The organism is Streptomyces sp. MMG1533, assembly GCF_001279775.1.
In the GTDB taxonomy this organism is placed as follows: domain Bacteria; phylum Actinomycetota; class Actinomycetes; order Streptomycetales; family Streptomycetaceae; genus Streptomyces.
In genome coordinates, this window is sequence record NZ_LGDG01000260.1 from 104,867 (window position 1) to 121,489 (window position 16,623).

General features: G+C 67.6%; 11 protein-coding genes and 1 pseudogene. 4 read left to right on the forward strand and 8 right to left on the reverse strand.

From position 1 onward, the window contains the following. Nucleotides 1-16 precede the first annotated feature (16 nt). From ADK57_RS38830 to ADK57_RS51730, 3 genes and pseudogenes are all read left to right on the forward strand, one after another. Nucleotides 17-772 (forward strand): CoA transferase subunit A, encoded by a 756-nt coding sequence (locus ADK57_RS38830; protein WP_053754402.1) that lies wholly within the window; start codon nucleotides 17-19, stop codon nucleotides 770-772. A 20-nt stretch (nucleotides 773-792) separates the two neighbouring features. After that, nucleotides 793-1,428: a CoA transferase subunit B gene (locus ADK57_RS38835; RefSeq protein ID WP_053754465.1), complete on the forward strand. Its 636-nt coding sequence runs from the start codon at nucleotides 793-795 to the stop codon at nucleotides 1,426-1,428. 283 nt (nucleotides 1,429-1,711) lie between these two features. Beyond that, nucleotides 1,712-1,858, forward strand: a pseudogene (locus ADK57_RS51730) (tetratricopeptide repeat protein); the annotation flags it as partial. A 94-nt stretch (nucleotides 1,859-1,952) separates the two neighbouring features. Here the strand turns inward: ADK57_RS51730 and ADK57_RS48360 are convergent. From ADK57_RS48360 to ADK57_RS38845, 3 genes are all read right to left on the reverse strand, one after another. Then, nucleotides 1,953-3,872, reverse strand: coding sequence for an HAD family hydrolase (locus ADK57_RS48360; RefSeq protein WP_159050218.1), 1,920 nt, complete (start codon nucleotides 3,870-3,872; stop codon nucleotides 1,953-1,955). A 203-nt stretch (nucleotides 3,873-4,075) separates the two neighbouring features. Next, the gene (locus tag ADK57_RS38840) at nucleotides 4,076-7,621 is read right to left on the reverse strand and encodes a caspase, EACC1-associated type (RefSeq protein ID WP_053754403.1); all 3,546 of its coding nucleotides are present in this window, start codon (nucleotides 7,619-7,621) and stop codon (nucleotides 4,076-4,078) included. 8 nt (nucleotides 7,622-7,629) lie between these two features. Continuing rightward, nucleotides 7,630-8,031, reverse strand: a complete 402-nt coding sequence (locus tag ADK57_RS38845; RefSeq protein WP_053754404.1) for an effector-associated constant component EACC1 — start codon at nucleotides 8,029-8,031, stop codon at nucleotides 7,630-7,632. A 542-nt stretch (nucleotides 8,032-8,573) separates the two neighbouring features. On the opposite strand from ADK57_RS38845, the gene ADK57_RS50255 reads away from it, so the two are divergent. Then, nucleotides 8,574-8,930: a hypothetical protein gene (locus ADK57_RS50255; RefSeq protein WP_159050219.1), complete on the forward strand. Its 357-nt coding sequence runs from the start codon at nucleotides 8,574-8,576 to the stop codon at nucleotides 8,928-8,930. On the opposite strand, the gene ADK57_RS38855 is transcribed toward ADK57_RS50255, so the two are convergent. The 5 genes from ADK57_RS38855 to ADK57_RS38875 form a co-directional block, all read right to left on the reverse strand. Beyond that, on the reverse strand, nucleotides 8,914-11,268 hold the full coding sequence (locus ADK57_RS38855; protein ID WP_053754406.1) for a DUF4132 domain-containing protein: 2,355 nt from the start codon (nucleotides 11,266-11,268) through the stop codon (nucleotides 8,914-8,916). The two genes, ADK57_RS50255 and ADK57_RS38855, sit on opposite strands and share 17 nt — an antisense overlap. Beyond that, nucleotides 11,265-13,772 carry a DUF4132 domain-containing protein gene (locus tag ADK57_RS38860; RefSeq protein WP_053754407.1) on the reverse strand — a complete coding sequence of 836 codons (2,508 nt, stop codon included), beginning with the start codon at nucleotides 13,770-13,772 and terminating at the stop codon, nucleotides 11,265-11,267. The genes ADK57_RS38855 and ADK57_RS38860 overlap by 4 nt, the downstream gene beginning before the upstream one ends. A 542-nt stretch (nucleotides 13,773-14,314) precedes the next feature. Continuing rightward, a complete protein-coding gene (locus ADK57_RS38865; RefSeq protein ID WP_234390544.1) occupies nucleotides 14,315-15,124 on the reverse strand; it encodes an aminoglycoside phosphotransferase in 810 nt (269 codons plus the stop codon). A gap of 91 nt (nucleotides 15,125-15,215) precedes the next feature. Further along, nucleotides 15,216-15,431 (reverse strand): hypothetical protein, encoded by a 216-nt coding sequence (locus tag ADK57_RS38870; protein WP_053754409.1) that lies wholly within the window; start codon nucleotides 15,429-15,431, stop codon nucleotides 15,216-15,218. Further along, entirely contained in the window at nucleotides 15,428-16,546 is a 1,119-nt protein-coding gene (locus tag ADK57_RS38875) for a radical SAM protein (protein ID WP_053754410.1), read from the reverse strand. Before ADK57_RS38875 ends, ADK57_RS38870 begins: the two co-directional genes overlap by 4 nt. Nucleotides 16,547-16,623 lie beyond the last annotated feature (77 nt).

A 16,623-nucleotide genomic window follows, 5' to 3' on the forward strand; every position in this document is an offset into this window, starting at 1 on the left:
AAAGGCCCTTTCACCCATGGACAAGGTCTGCGCGAGCGCCGCGGAGGCGGTCGCCGACATCCCCGACGGGGCGTCCCTGGCCGTCGGCGGCTTCGGCCTCAGCGGCATCCCCGCCGTGCTCATCCAGTCCCTCCACGCCCAGGGCACCACGGGCCTGAAGGTCGTGTCGAACAACTGCGGGGTCGACGCGCACGGACTGGGAGTCCTGCTGGCCGACGGCCGGATCGCCCGGGTCACGGGCAGTTACGTGGGCGAGAACAAGGAGTTCGCCCGCCAGTACCTGTCGGGCGAACTGGAGGTGGAGCTGGTGCCACAGGGCACGCTGGCCGAGCGGATGCGCGCCGGCGGAGCGGGCATCCCCGCCTTCTACACCCCCGCAGGGGTGGGCACCCAGGTCGCCCGTGGCGGACTGCCCTGGCGCCACGCGGCCGACGGCACGGTCGCCGTGGCCTCCCCGCCCAAGGAGACCCGCGACTTCACAGGCCGCACGTACGTACTTGAGCACGGCATCACCACCGACTTCGCCCTCGTGCGGGCCCGGCGCGGCGACCGCCACGGGAACCTGGTCTTCCGCAAGTCCGCCGCCAACTTCAACCCTCTCGCCGCGATGGCCGGCCGGATCACCGTCGCCGAGGTCGAAGAGCTCGTGGAGCCGGGCGAATTGAGCCCCGACGAGGTGCACCTGCCGGGCGTCTTCGTCCAGCGGATCGTGGCCCTGACTCCCGCTCAGGCCGCCGACAAGCAAACAGAGAAGAGGACCGTACGCGCATGAGCACCACCCTCGGTACGCACCTGGGCTGGACCCGCGACCAGATGGCGGCCCGCGCCGCCGCCGAACTAACCGACGGCTCCTACGTCAACCTCGGCATCGGCCTGCCCACCCTGATACCCGGCCACCTCCCACCCGGCGTGCACGTGGTCCTGCACTCGGAGAACGGCATCCTGGGCACCGGCCCGTACCCGACCGAGGACGAGGTCGACCCCGACCTGATCAACGCGGGCAAGGAGACGGTGACCGTCCTGCCCGGCGCCGCCTTCTTCGACTCGGCCCTCTCCTTCGGCATGATCCGCGGCGGCCACATCGACACCGCCGTGCTGGGCGCCATGCAGGTCTCCGCGGCCGGCGACCTGGCCAACTGGATGATCCCCGGCAAGATGGTCAAGGGCATGGGCGGCGCCATGGACCTGGTCCACGGCGCCCGCCGCGTGATCGTCCTGATGGAACACACCGCCAAGGACGGCACCCCGAAGATCGTCAAGGAGTGCACCCTCCCACTCACCGGCGAACGATGCGTCCACCGCATCATCACCGACCTCGCCGTCCTCGACGTCACACCGGAGGGCCTCGCGCTCGTGGAATGCGGACCGGGTGTCACCGCCGAGGACATCGCCGCCCGCACCGATGCGGCTGTGATCCGGAGGCCATGAGCGGTGAACGGGTCGGCTGTCGAGGCCCCTGCGCAGGGGCCTGACCCCGCGGGTCCGGGTCCACCGCCTCCGCGTCCCGGTTGCGCTGCGGGCGATGGTACGGACGGGTGTGGCTCTCCTCCGGAGAAGCTCTGGAGGCGTGGGAGGCGGCAGCCCGTGTCCGGGGGAGGAACTCGAGGCAGGCGTGATGAGCTCCCAGGTTCGGGCATGCCCGAACCAGCTACCGGGGCAGCGCGCCGGAGCCGCAGACTTTCACTCAAAGGCCGTCGCAGGCCGCCAGACGGCGACCCGCGCAAAGCTCGCCGCGGAAAACGCCCTCCTATGCGACGACGGCTCCCGGCCCAGCTACTCCCGCGTCAGCGGCCCCACCGCCGACACCGCCGCCGGCCACACCGCCCGCACTCTCACCGACCTCGCCGACCACATCGGGCCCTCACCTACGCCGACCTCGGCGACAGCCTCGGCGCCAAGGTTAATCGACAGCTCCCTGCCTTATGCTCGCCACCGGAATGCGAGACAGCACCTCATGAGAGGAGAGATACGATCTCGCGCAGATCGGTCACCTCACAGTCTGCCCTGGCGCCCGCAGGAAGTGTCATCGCCGGTGCTGCCTGATCCCGGAAAAGGCACGAAATTGCTCCGGAATTTCGTGCCGCGGTTACGTCAGATTCCACCGAGTCGCCAACCATCAAGATTCTTCCGACCGGTACGCTGATAAAATTTGCAACTGTTTGCAAGGCGAGGGCATTTGGCTTCCCCAATGTCACGGCCCGCCGCGCCAAGACCTCCTCGGCCGCAGCCACGATCCACCCCGATGCCGGCAAAGGTCCGCTTCTCGCCCCGTACCAGCGGTCACGGGCGGTGGCATAGAGTCCCTCCACCCGGCCGGAGATACGCAGCAGCCGCGCCACGTCCTGATAGCCAAAGCTTTCACTGTAACCGACGACGACAGCGCAGGGAGAGTCTTCTGAGGCAGGAGCGGAAGCCAGGGTTTCGACCGGCATTCCGAACGAGCGGAACTCTTCAGCCAGAGCACTTCCGTCCTCGACGGTTACGTAATGTCGCCGGTGGCTCTGAGTGGAACGAAGGTGCAGCGCCGCCAAGAAAGAGCTGGTGAACATATCCTCTCGTTCTGATGGAATTCCGATGTCAGCCAGTCGGTCACAGAGGAACCCGCGGTCGCGGTTCGCATAGTTACTGAGAAAGCAGACCTTCAGGCCAGCCGCCCGAATCCTCTTGATAACTTCGCCGATATGTGGGATGGGTTCGAAACTTCGCCACACAACGCCGTCCAAGTCGAAGGCAACAGCATCAACCCGTTCCCGCATGTTTCCCTGTACCCTTTGCGCGGTCTGCTGCGGATCCGGTCCGGCATGATTCAATTTCGTCATGTGGCTCCTAGGCTCATACTCCGACGGGGCACCGGTCTGGACGCGAGAGGAGGCCTTAAGTAACTCAACTTTGTCCGCTCCGGCAGGTGCATCTTCGGGGTAAAGGGGGTCGCTCCTGTCGAAGATTCTGTCTGTCGCTTTTTCTTTCGAGCTATGAAGGAAAGAAAACACTTTACACTGACCGAAATTCTGGTCGAGCTTACCCCTGTACTCCATTGATTTTTCGGAGGCGAGGATTTCCGCAAGCGTGTGATTGCCCAGATCGCCGAGTATCCATGCGTCGTCCAGCGGCTTTCCGTGAATGTTTAATGCCCACGGAGAAGCGAGCAGCGTGCCATCGGTGAGGAGCCCAAAGGATTCTCGCATCAGATCGCACGGATTGACACCGTCATCGGTGCCGGCCAGGTGTCGCATGGCACACTGGAGCTTTATTTTTGGTTTTCCGTACGTGCTTTCCAGCCGCTGCAGGGTGGAGATCGCGTCGAGGTACTGCGCTCTGGTGGGAACCATATCGCGGCGGAAGGTCCCGCGACCCACCGGAAATAGCCTCATGAGCAGCAGCGTGTCGATGCCGTGCTCGAAAAGCTCACGGTAGATCTGTTCCAGCCGTTCCGGGCTGCAATTCACAGTGGTGAGCGGGCATTCTGCCCGGACCTTGACGCCCGCTCGAGCGAACCTGGCTGCATGCAAAAGGTTCCGGCTCGCATAATGACGGGGCCGGAATTCCGGATTGCCATAGCCTGGCGAGTCGAAGGTAAAATTGAGCTCTCCGATGAGCGGAGCGATCTGGTCGGGCTTCCAGGTGATCAGTCCTGCTCCCGTCGCGGTGAGGGTGACGTTGTCCCGACCGAAGCGAGAGCCTGCCTCGGACATCACCTGTACATTTTCGGGCAGGACCATGGGGTCGCCGCCGGAGAAGTCGATTTTCGGGTTGTATCCGGAAAGATGGTCCAGGATGCGCATCTTGCCGGCCAGATCGAGCTCGAGATCCCGGCCCTGGCGCCACCGTGCCGCCTGGACATAGATGCTGTCCTGCCCCGGCTGGTCCGGCACTTGGTCCGTCCGGGACAGTGCATCGGACCTGGTCTCCGTGGTTCCTCGGCGACGGCGAACATGCACTGCGTCGACGCTGCACATGGGGCAGTCCCATGGGCACACAAGGGTGAGCGACCAGATCAAGTCGATGCGCGGTAGGTGCGTCAGCGCAGGTGTGTCAGCGCCTCGACCGGTAGTTGCGGATAACTGGGTTTCAGGCTTCACGGGGATGCTCCCGGTTCCTCGAAGGCCAGGGGGCGCAGGAGAGAGTCTGCGAGTTGCGGGGCGCCCAGAATGTGCGCAGAGCGGTCAATGAAGTAAGAGACCTCGTCACCACAAGGTTCGGCTCGCTGTGCCTCGGTGTGATGCAGCTGGGTCAGGAGTTCCACGGCCTGCTCCGCATACGGTCCGCCGTGGAACTCCGCCAGCCCGTTGGCGACTTCTCGCCTGATCCACCAGTGAGGGTCACGGGAGAGCCGTTCCAGGCCCGCAACACGTACGGAGGAGGACATCGAGACAAGCGAGCTGTAGCGGACAAGGAAGAGGACCAGGGCCCAGCGGATCGCTTCGTCGGCGTCCTGCTCCAGCAGCGTCATAAGCTCTCCGACCGCAGAGGGGGTCTTCTGGAGAGCGGTCATGGCTGCGGCTGTCAGGCTGCACATGGTGTCGACAAGGTGCATATAGGGGTCTTCGCCCAGCGGAACGTCCGTCCGTTCCGAGATGAAGCCCTGGATTTTCGAGAACCGAGCGTGCTCGATGTCGATGTCTCGCCGCGCGACTCTTTCGCGGAAGATCTTCAGAACCACGTCGCGTTCTGCAGGCCGGTTGAGCGTGATGTTCACGTCGGAGATGAGGCCGAGACTGTATCTGGCCGCGAATCCCACGTCGTCGGTGTCCTGGGCGAGATTCTTGAGCAGCGCAGTCCTGGTCCCGAGGTCCGGGAGGCTGGGTAATTCCCTGGCCATCTTCAACCGTACGGACGGACTGGCGTCCGACGCGAGACGTTCGAGCAAGGGGAGGATGGGGGCCGGGTTGTGCTCCGCCATACCGATGAGTGAGGTGACCAATCGAGCCCGGACCCAGTCAGATGGGTCTTCGGCCAGTGTGAGGCAGACATCGGTCCCGGCCCCGTTCCTGTAGCGGGACAGATAGTTCGCAACGCACCATCGCACCTGAGGGTTTTCGTCGCGACTCATGGTCCCGATCGTGTCGCTCTCCTGGGATGCGATGCCGAGGTCACATCCGAGCAGACCAACACAAACGGCGTGACGGCATCTCCAGGACATCTCTCCCACACGGCTCAGGTCATGGGCTTTCGCTGCCTTCCCCGACTGGTTCCATGTGCGCAGCAGGGAGTAGCCACCGGCACGCCGTACTCTCCAGTGATAGTCGTCGGCCAGTGACCACAGCAGTTGCAGGGACTGCGGTGACGGCTTGCGAGCGCTGCCGAGCGCCTGAGCCACCGTCTCTCGTGATTCCCAGTCGCCGCCGTCCGTACAGGCCAGCACTTCGGCATCGGCTTCGCGGTCGATCCAGCCGACGAGGGTGTCTGCGGACAGGGTCCGTATCAGGTAGTTGTCCGAGGCAGCGAGGGTCCGGACGGCAGGGAGCAGGCGGTGCGGCGGCAGCTCCAAGTGAGCGGCAACGCTACAGGCAACTGCGCGCCACCGGTCGTCAAGGCCTGCAAGAAGCTCCAGGCTCTGGAGCATGACGTCGGGATTGTCACGCAGGGAGAGCAGTAGATTCTCCACAATCCCAGGGGTGTTGACGAGACGGCTCTCTGTCAGTCCGGTTATGAGCGAGGCGACTTCATGCATGTCCGGCTGGTCCGAGAGCTGCTGGCGGAGATGCCTTGCCACGATGTGTTCCAGGATGATCTCGAAACGGAAACCCAACGCTCCGTTCTTCTCCGTGAGGACACCCTCGACCAGCAGCCGTCGGCACATGGCAAGATCGGACGGCGGAAGGGCACTCACCGGCACAGAAGGCCGCTCTCGGTCCAGCATGAGTTCGGACATCCGGAAGAGGGACGCCATGATTTCGATACTGTCCGAGCCGTCCGGGAAACGTTCGTCGAAGAACCGGTCGATCAGAGCCCCCCGGCTGAAAGTGCGTTCGAGAGCCGGGGTGCTCCCGCGGTAGACCTCGGCAATCAACCGCAGGAATATCGGTTCCCGGCACAGAACGCGCAGCTTGTGAGTCAGCCTGCCTGTGAGGGCGAATCCCCTCTTGTAGGTCTGCCAGGCGTTCTCCATCTCGGCGGGCTGGAATGCGGCCACGGGCGTACCCGGCATGCTGCTGTTGACCACCAGCTCATCCCGGTAGACCGCCCGACCGAAGTGGCCCAGCATGTGCCGCGCGTTGCGGACCCAGAACAGCCAGTCGCCGGAGCGGCAGCTGACTGCGAAGCGGATGGGCCAGTCGTGCGCGCGAATGTCGCGCGTCAACTCGTTCAGTTCCATTCGCAGTTCGTCGCGGCCGACCGCACGCTCGTTGAGGGCGTCGATGAAAATAAAGAGTGTGTGGCCCTGCTCCTTTACTCGGCGCGCGGCCTCCTCCATCACCTCCCCGTCACCCGCCGTGAACCCCAAGTCCTGGGCCAGCGCGTCCGTAAGCCGCCCGTCCAGCTGGGAGCCGTGGTAGAAGACCACGGGCGAGCGCATGCCCAGTTCGGTGGCCAGCGTGCACAACAGGCTCGTCTTTCCTCTGCCGGCCTCGCCGACGGCGGAGAAGACGATCGTGTTCGAAGCCAGGAACCGAGTCCACGCCTGCTGCATTGCCGGTCTCTCGACGTAGAGGTCGGGCAGGTGCTGATGGTCGAGCACCTCCCCGGCATCGCTCGGTGTTCCAACGAGGAGTTCCATCTCGCGTTGACGCTGGCGCCGTGCCAGAGCGAGAAGATCGGCCGATTCGGGCAGGTAGCCTTTGCTCACCGCTGCCGGATGCGCCGGCCGGCCGGCACTCCGGTCGTGATCGGCCTCGTCCTGTAAGGGCGTTGGAAGGAGCTGTGGTTCTCCAGCAGCGGGTGTCGTGATCCAGCGGTTGCGGGTCAGCGCCAGTTGGTCCACTGTCCCTGTCCCGCGGTGCATGGGCCGCGGGAGGCTGCGGGAGATCATGGTCCGCAGCAGTTCCCGGTACACAGTGCCAAAGGTGAGGAACTCGGGCCCGCTGGGCAGGCCGTTACGCAGGAGGCTGAGCAGCTCGCCGGTGAAGGCGGTGTAGGTCGCGCCTTCGGGAGCCAGAGCCACAGCATTGGCCGCTGTCGAGGTGAGGGTGTACGTACCTTCGATGGAAACTTGCCCGGCGAAGGACTCCTCAGGTGAGCTCATTCCCTGGATGGCCCGGCCGCTGAAGCAGCAGTCCAGAATGACGATGCGGTTGCTGGCGGGGCTGTCGCCGACGATGTCCCTGATCAGCGCGTACGGTAGCGCGCTGACCACCAGTTCGTCGGGGTCCGTGTCGGCCAGGCTCAGGTAGAGCTCGTTCTGCGCGCTGGTCAGGCCATGGCCGGCGTAGTAGAAGAGCAGGGTGTCGCTCGCGGCGGCTGCGACCCGGCGCAAGGAGCGGTACACGTCTCGCAGTACGTGAGGGTCCGGCAGGACGATGCACCGGTCGGCAGCGAACCCGCCGGACTCCGGATCGGCGATGATGTCGACCAGGGCGCTGAGGTTGTTCCGGACTGCTGGCAGATCGGACAGTTCTGTGGACCTGTACTTGCTGGCGCCGATGAGGATCGCCAGGGACGTCTGTGGATCCGGAAGCCGCATCGCGACCTCTAACTGGGTGGTGTGGCGTTGTTGGTTACCGTCTCGCCAGACCTCTGCTCGCCAGGAGCCCGCTGCAGCAGTTGCACAGCCAGAGCGGCATTGTCCGACGTGAGGGTGACGGCCTGTCCGTCCGCCAGTGTGATCGTGAGGGTGGCTTCCCTCGGCCTGCCGGCCCGCGATCGCGTCAGCCAGGATGACAGTGCTAGCCCCAGCTGTCCTGCGAGAGTACCGACGGTGCCGCCCACCAGGCCCTCAACCACCAGTTCCACCATGGAACCCATCGAGCCGGCAGGCGGCGGGAGAGTGCGCCGGTTCACGCGTCCCCGGAGGCCGGGCTCCTGCCTGAGCCAGTCCCACAGGGACTCGGCGTCGTCGTCGCTTCCGCTGATGACGATCCTGAAATCGGTCATGGAAACCCCCCGCAGGCCCGGCCCGTGATGTCAGCTGAACAGGCGATGTGTGCCTCGCTCTTGGAGCAGCATGGGCAGTGATAGGAGACGCGTCAACGGTCAGGTGACGCAGGAAGCGCGAAGAGAAGGCGGGACAGACGGTACTCGTCCCGGCCCCCACTGTCTGCGGTTTCAGCCCATTTGCGTAGGCCGGAGGGCGGTGCCGTCTGCGGAATGCACTGCCGTTCACCGGTGTCCCGGCGTTGTCGTGCCTCGCAAGTTGCCCGTCGGCGGTGCGCCGTTCCTCCGCTGCCTGAAGGATCTTGGCGCACTCGTCGGCCGTGGCCTGCATGCGCTCCTTGGCCAAATCCGCAGGCAGCGGCAGACGAGTCGGGCTGTACGGCCAGTGCAGGGCCATCTCACGCGAAGATGCGCTCTGACCTGCGCGGACGTATCGCATCGGCCAGCGCGATGCACGGTTCTCGCTCGTCGGCTGAGAAGTGCCGGTCTCTCAGCCGACGACGAGGGCGACGAGCGTGATGAAGGCCAGGTCGGGATCGACCGTGAGATCCAAGGACTTCATCGAGGTCCCCGAACTCGCGATCGCCGGCCAGCACGAAGAACCCATCGGCCGGGAGGGCACCCTCGGCGATCTCGGCCTGGCGCTCCCAGTCGATGCGGCGCGGCTCGCGGAGACGGTAGACGTTCAGCTCCGCCTCGGCGTCGTCCGGGCGGACGAGTCCGTTGGAGCAATCGCTCGGGCGCGCGTTGTGCCTGGCGACCTCCTTGCGGCCCGGAGCCTGATCAGCTCCCGCACGGTCATCCGTTCGGGCAGCCCGGCGACCTCCCACTCGGTGAGCGGCTCGCCCGTCACGGTCTCGTCCCGGAAACTCACGGTCGCCATCAGGCACCTCGCTTGATCTGCGTGAGGATGGACTCGTCGGTGATCTCGGTGTCGGCGGCCAGCAGGAATGCTTTGCTGAGGATCAGTGAGAGCCGGTCGTCCCCGAACGGCAGGAACACCTTGCCGTCCGCCGAGCGCCGTGCCGGGACGACGCACAGGTAGCTGTCGTCCGGTTCCATCAGGATGTTGGCCGAGCCCAGGTGGATCTTGTACGTCGCCAGATCCCCGCGGACCACCAGGAAGCGCCCGTCGAGCGAGCACCGGCCGGCGATCTTCAGGCGCGGCAGGATCCGATCCAGCGCGTCGCGGCGCGATTCGGCGCTCTCGGTCAGCTCGGCGAAGGATGCCCGCTCCCAGTAGGTGCGCTCGGGGCCGCCGTCACTCCAGTCGGGATCGGCGGCGATCGAGGTCACGCCGACGAAGAGGTCCACGTCGCGCATCGCCTCGCTGAACACCATCGGAGGCACGTCGGTGAGCGGTGCCTCGCGCCAGGCGCCCTCCACCCGGCGGTCGAAGCGCACCTGGTCGGTCGAGGCCAGTTCGTCGTCGCCCGCCCAGTCGGCCCAGGTGTGGAAGAAGCGGACCCGCCACTCCCCCGCCGCCAGTGTGCGCTCGGCCTCGTCGCCGTCCCCGTCGTCCCAGGGGCCGAGCAGGTCGCTCTTCCATCCACGGGCCCGGAACAGGGCGAACATCCTGCGGTAGTGGACGAGGTGCGCGGCGAAGCGGTTGGAGTAGACGCGCGTCTCCTCCTCGGCCGGGGTGAGGAGGTATATCTCGCGGAACGCCTGCTTGAACGGCTGGCGGATCCGCCGTTCGACGAGCAGATCCCGCCAGGCCCGTACGGTGTCCGGCTCGGAGCGGATGGGGTGCCACAGCCGGACGGAGGCGTCGTCGGGCGCCTCGGGAAGGTGCTCGTCCGTCTCGGGCAGTACGGCCTGCCACTCGCCGGGGCCGACCTCGATCTCCCAGATCAGCCGGCGTACGAGAGTCCGGGCGAGGGGGTGCCCGGCCAGCTCGGTGCGCCACCAGCCGTACGGATGGACCGCCTCGACGGTGAAGCCGCCCTCCAACGCGCGTACGAGGGTGACGAGTTGGGCGTTCACCCGCTTCACCAGGTCGCGCAGCTCCTTGACCAGGGCGGCGTGGTCGCGGCGGACCGGCGCCGGGACGCCGCGCAGCGGACGGCCGTCCTTCTCCCAGGTCAGCGTGGCGGTCTCGGTGACCATGACGACGGCCTGGTAGTCCCCGGCCGTCCGGCGCAGGACGCCGCCCGCGGAGGAGCCGCTGATGGATGCAGTCTCGAACTCCAGCCTCGGCAGTCGTAGCGCCACGTCGGTGCGCTCGGCCAGGGCCGCGTCGGCCTTCTTGAGCATCTTGTCGAGCTGCTTGGGCACCCCGGCGTGCCGGACGGTCCGGCGCACGGTGCGGATCGCGGTCACCAGCTCGGGCGTCGGGAAGTCCTGCGCGGCGCGGACCACCTCGTACAGCAGGGCCTGCGACGGAAGCGTCTTGGCCGCCGTCGGGGCCAGGGCGACGCCGGGCAGCAGCCGTTCGAACAGCTCGGGCAGCCAGGGCTCGTCGCGCAGCAGCGCCACCCGCAGGGCCTGTCCGAGCGAGGTGATCTCCCGGTCCGTGAACGCCTTGTCCGCCCGGTAGGGAATCTCGCCCGCCCGGATCGCGTCGGTGCGGTCGGCCGCCGCTTCCAGCGCGCGGCGGGCGAACGCCACGTAAGCGGGGTTGTCGGCCGACCTGCGCCACGCGTGCGCGAGCGGCGAGACGAACCTGTGGCCCCGGTCGATCTCGGACAGCAGCGCCTGTTCGGCCGGGCCGAGGCCGGCGATGGCGGCGATCTCGTCCGCGACGATGGGGCCCACATCACGGGACAGGCGCTCCACGGCCGCGCGCAGTGTCCCGTCACCGGCGAGCCCCGCGACCGCCAGCAGCGCGTACGGCTGGCGCACGGTGTCCTTCTCCAGCCAGAACCCGACCAGACGGCGGGCCGGTTCGGAGACGTCGGGCAGCGGCCCCGTGCAGCGCTCCAGCGCGCCCAGGCCCAGAGTGAGGTCCGCCCAGCCGCGCTCCTCGCACCGTTCCACGAGCGCCTCGAACAGCCGGCGGCACGCGTCGGGCGCAAAGCGCGGCTGCCGTTCCCTGGCCGCTTGCTCTACCGCGAAGCGGACCGTCGTCATCGCGTGCGGGGCCGAGGCGTCCAGCCGGTAGGCCGCCACGAGCAGGCTGCCGAGCTCCTCGTCGGAGACCTGCGACAGATCCGGGTGCCTGTCCTTGTCCTCAAGGTCCTGGAGTGCGAAGTCCGGGTCGGTCAGTACGCGCATCAGCCGGATGGCGAGGCTCATCGGGCACCCCTCTTGATCTGACGGAGGATGGTCTCGTCGGTGATCTTGGTGTCGGCGGCGAGCAGGAATGCCTTGCTGAGGATCAGGGAGAGCCGTTCGTCCTCGAACGGCAGGAACACCTTGCCGCCGCCCTTGCCGCGCGACGGGACGATGCACAGGTAGGCGTCGTCGGGCTGCATCAGGATGTTCGCCGAGCCCAGATGGATCTTGTACGTCGCCAGATCCCCGCGGACCACCAGGAAGCGCCCGTCGAGCGAGCACCGGTCGGCGATCTTCAGGCGCGGCAGGATCCGTTCCAGCGCCTCGCGGCGGACCTCGGCGCTCGCCGTCAGCGCACCGAACGTGGCCGTCCGCCAGTACACGGCCCAGCGGTCCTCGCCCCGGTCGGTCCAGTCGGGATCGGCGGCGATCGACGTCACGCCCACGAACAGATCGACGTCCCGCATCGCCTCGCTGAACACCAGCGGGGGCACCTCCGCCAGCGCGGCCTCCCGCCAGCGCCGGCCGTCCCGACGCTCGAAGCGGACCTGGTCCGTCGCGGCGTGCTCGGGCGCGTAGCCGCCGCCGTCGTCCGCGGCGGGCTCGTGGTGGAAGCAGGCCCGCCACCCGCCGTCGCCGAACTCGGCCCGCGCCGTCCCGTCGTAGCCGCCGTCGTGCCGGCCGAGGAAGTTGGCCTGCCAGCCGCGTTCCTTGAACAGCGCGTAGAGCTGCAGGTAGTGGACGATGTGGGCGGCGAACCGGTTGGAGTAGACGCCGGTCTCCTCCTCCGCCGGGGTGAGCAGGTAGATCTCCCGGAAGGCCTGTTTGAACGGCTGCCGCAGCCGCTCGGCGACGAGCCGCTCCCGCCACGCCCTGACGTCGCCCGCCGACGCCCGGAGGGGATGCCACAACCGGACGCGCTCGGGTTCGCCGGGCAGCTCGGCCATCGGCGCCACCGCACGCCACTCGCCATCGGCATCCCCGACGTTGCGGAACTCCCAGATCAGGCCGCGGACAAGCACCCCGGTGACCGGATGATCGCGGTAGTAGCGGCACCACTCGTCGTACGGCCACTCGCGCCCGGCCGACATCAGCGCCTCGACGCGGGCCCGCTCAGCCGACAGTGTTCCCCGCACCTCCTTGGCCAGGGCCTTCAACTCCTGGAGCTCGTCCGGGAAGCCGTCCTTCACTGCCGCCGGAGCCGTGCGGGTGGTCCCTGCGTCGGGGCGTGTGAAGGTGAGCCGCACGGTCGCCGCGTCCTCGATCGCCACCCGTACCCGGTGCCCTCCCAACTCCCGTTCCACTGAACCGTCGGGCGCCAGGCCGTGGTCCGGCACGCTGCGCTCGATGAGCTGCTCCGCCGTGATGCCCTGCTTCCCGGCTGCCGTCACCAGCGCGGTGTCGAGCTGCTTGCGCAGAGCCCGGTGCTTGATCCGGGACCGCAACCGCCACAGGGCTTCCAAAGAGTCCGGATCGCCGGTCTCGGCCAGCGCGTTGATCGCCGCGCCCGCGAGCTTGAGGTCCTCGATCACACCGGTTCCGGGGCCGCCGGCCCGCAGAGCGAGCGCACCGAGGTGCCGCACCGCGGCCGGGCCGCCGGTCAGCGCGGCCGCCCAGACGACGCCGCGCGCCAGGTCCCCGTCGTTCTGGTGGACGACGTAGTGGTAGTGGTGATCGCCGTGGATCCAGCCGGTGTGCGCACCGCTTCCCGTGCTGCACAGCACATCGTCCCCGGCCAGCGACCGCAGGACATCGGCCACGGCGTCCCGGGCCGACGCCGCGTCCGCGAGTTCGAGACACGTCCGCCGCCACCTCTGCGTGGGGCGCGGCCCCGACAGGCTTGCCAAGTGCCGCACAAGACAGGCCAGTTCCGGCGTCGGCGAGGTCTTCACACGGTCCCTCAGCGGGGCGGCCCAGGGAGCGTCGGCGGGGATGAGTCCCTCCGGGATGTGCGCCTCGTCCACGCTCGCGAGCAGCGCGCGCAGGCGCAGGGCGAGCGACGTGCGCAGGCGCGCCTCGACCGTGGTGTCCATGAGCTCCGTGTGCGCGTGCCGCAGCCAGGGGATGACCGCACGACGGCCGTCGGCGTCGAGCTGGTCGGCGGCGTTCAGCACCATTCCCAGCGAACGGGCGAACCAGTAGCCCATGCTGTACTCGCCGGCGCGGAGCAGCATCACCGCGATCTCGTCGGGCGTCCAGCCGCGCACCCGCGAGATCAGGGGCCCGATCTCGTCGTCGTACTGCCACAAGCTCGTGTCGTCGAAGCAGGCGGCCAGCATGAGGCACAGGACCGCGGCCCTGCCCTCCTCGTCCGCGCAGGCCGCGAGCCGACCGTCGATCTCGGCCTGGGTCGCCGCGCCCGCCGCCCTGGATCGCCGGTGCTCGTGCCCCATGGCCCGACGGAACTCGGTCCGCTGACGTTCCAGGAGGTCGACGAGCCAGCGTGCGCGGTGGAGCGCGGCGGACCTCACGTCGTCGAGCGCGTCGTTCCTACGGGATTCGGCCACCAAGGCGTCGTACAGCATGGCGGGATGATGACAGAGGGGACTGACAACACGATCAACTCAATGGATCCTCTCCTCTGTTCATGTCCTCTGTTCATGTCATTCCCGGTTCCAACTGCGGGCGGCCCGGAGGTGAGCGCACGCTGCACAGCTGTGACGAATCGCTGCCACACCCGGTCGGAAGCCGTCAGGCGCACGGTGTGTTTCCCCCCGCCAGGGGCTGCGCCGGCGGGCGGTCGGCCGCTGGTCGACTATGCCGTCGCGTCCAGGGCGTGGCCGCGGCTCTTGACCCTCTCGTAGGCGCGGCAGTGGGCCTCGATGTCGTTTGCGGTGCCACGGTGTGCGGCCGCGCCAGTGCACAACGCGTGCACAATTCGACGGGAACTCGCGGGAACTCCCATGTAGACAGGTAGACGGGTAGAAGCGGGATGAGCCCCAATGCAGGAAAGGGCCCGGACCGGGCCATAAGTCCAGGTCAGGGCCTTGATGGCAGACGAGTCGGGCTGTACGCCGGGTTCTCGCGAGCCCTCTAGCCAGAGCTCGGCACTCACCGAAAGCATCCGCTAAGACGCCCACGGCGTTTCGATTAGGAGGGCTTTGAGCTCGGCGGCGTGGTCGGCCATCGCCACCTTCCAAGGCTCGGGATCCTCCACGGCGATCTCCCGCCACAGCCGGGCCACGGCGACAGCAAACGCTTCCAGCGCCTTCGGATCGGACTCACGCCACGACGGAACACACTGCACCCACGAGACCGCCCGCACAGCCGTCGCCCCGGCCTCCATGATCCGCAGCGCGAGCATGAACGGGTCGATCCAGGCCGCGCCCCGCGTCGGCCACGCCCAGTCGATCAGGCGCGCCCTGCCTCTGTGGATGAGCACGTTGTCCGGGGCGAAGTCCGTGTGCAACAGCGCGTCCCCGGCGAACAGCTCCGACTGTCCTTCCTCCGCGTACGTCCCCCACCGATCCTCCGCCGTCTTCAGGCCGGCGTCGTCAGGCGCGGTGACCTCCTGCAGCTCGGCGAGCGCGGCCAAGACCAGAGTGAGGTCGTCCGTGGTGGTGTAGTCGGCGTGGCGGCCGTCGACCGCCTCGTAGCCGAGAAGCACCCAGCCGCCTGCCTCCACATGCCACAACAGCCTCGGGCAGGACGCAGGCAAACAGGGACTGATCGCAATCTCCCGTTTCTGAGAGGCGACCTGGGGATTGTCGGCGGGGATGCCCTTGACGAAGACGCGGCCCGTCTCGGTGTCGAGGAGGGCGGCGATGGCGCTGTTGATGCCGCCGTCGGCTGTGTGGGCAGCGGTGATGCGGCCGGTCTGGACGGTGACCGCCTGGCGAGCGGCGGCGGGCAGCTCGTCGAAGGCGACGCGGGGCATGGACACGGGGCGCAGTTCCTCAGGAAGTACGGGCGAACGGGACGCTGCCCCGGCCAGCGTAGGCCGGGGCAGCGCAGAGCGGCGATCCGGTCTAGTACGGGTTGTCGTCACCGGCGGAGCAGTTGCATTCCGCTGCCTGGGCGACGTCGTCGTCCACGTCTCCGATGATCCGGAACTCACCCTTGCCGATCGCGGGAACCTGGACGGGGACGGGCAGAGCGCGGTTCGCGGGGACGACGGGGCGGTGGCGGCCGATGGTGACCATCACAGGCTCGGGCCGGGGCAGCGTCGCGGTGGGTGAAGTCATGATCCGTAACCTCCGTGTTGGCAGTAGAGCGATCGGTTGTCCCCCGCCTCCTGGTAGAGCTTCGCCAGCGGTCGGCACGTCCTGCATGTGACGGCCTTCGTGCAGCCGGAGCATCCACCGGTGCGGAGCTGTAGGGACTCGGCGATGGCGCCGAGCCGGGATAGACCTTCGAGACCTTCCGTCATGAGGTTCACGCTCGGATCGCGGCCGACTTTGCAGATGGACGCGATGCCGTGGGGATCGACGTGGAAGAAGGTGTGGCCGGCGTTGCAGCCCTTGAAGATGCTGCGCGGCCGCAGGTGATCGGAGGCCTGCGCGGCGAGCGGGTTCGCTTCGCCGTCGATCGTCGGCGACATGCTCGAATACACCTGGTGCGGGAAGCCCCATCGGTCCTCTGCGAGCCGCACCATGTCGTCCAGTTCGTGCGCGTTGGAGTCGGACACGATCACGTTGACCCGTACGGGCAGGCCGGCCTCACGCGCTGCGTCGAGGCCGCGGGTGAACCGGCTCCACGAGCCGCGGTTTCGGGTAACGGCCTCGTACGCCTCCTCGGTCGCGCCGTACAGGCTGACCGTGAGCCGATACGGCCGGTAGCGGGAGAACAGGTCCCGGATGGCGGTCTTGTGGAGCTGGGATCCGTTCGTCGATACCTGCACCATCAGACCCAGCTCGTTTGCGTACTCGTACGCCGCCCCGAACTGCGGATCGATCAGCGCCTCGCCACCGGTGATCTGCAGCCACAGCACCCCGGCATCACGCAGCATCTCCAGCAGCCGCTGCTTGCCCTCCCATGACAGCCCGGCGAACCTCTTCTCGCCGAGGTAGCAGAAGCCGCAGTCGTAGTCGCACCCGAGGTTGATCTCCCAGGACGCCTTCACGAAGCCGTACGGCGACGGCTCGCGGACGAGCATCACAGCAGACAGGCGGCCTTCCGGCAGGGTCATCCCCCACGCCTGGGAGGCCGCGTCGTGCAACCAGGCCGGTGCCGCCCGACCTTCGCCGGCCGTGTTACGCAACTCCTCATAGCTCGACGGGTGGATCTGGACGCCTTGGGCGTGGCCAGGCCGCAGGACGAGGTACTGCCCCAGGAACGGGCTGGCGAGCAGACGGTGCATCGGGTTCCCTCATGGGTCGGGCGGGCGAGAGCCGTGGGTGGCGGCCCCCGGTGCCCGCAAAGAGGAGCGGCTGACTA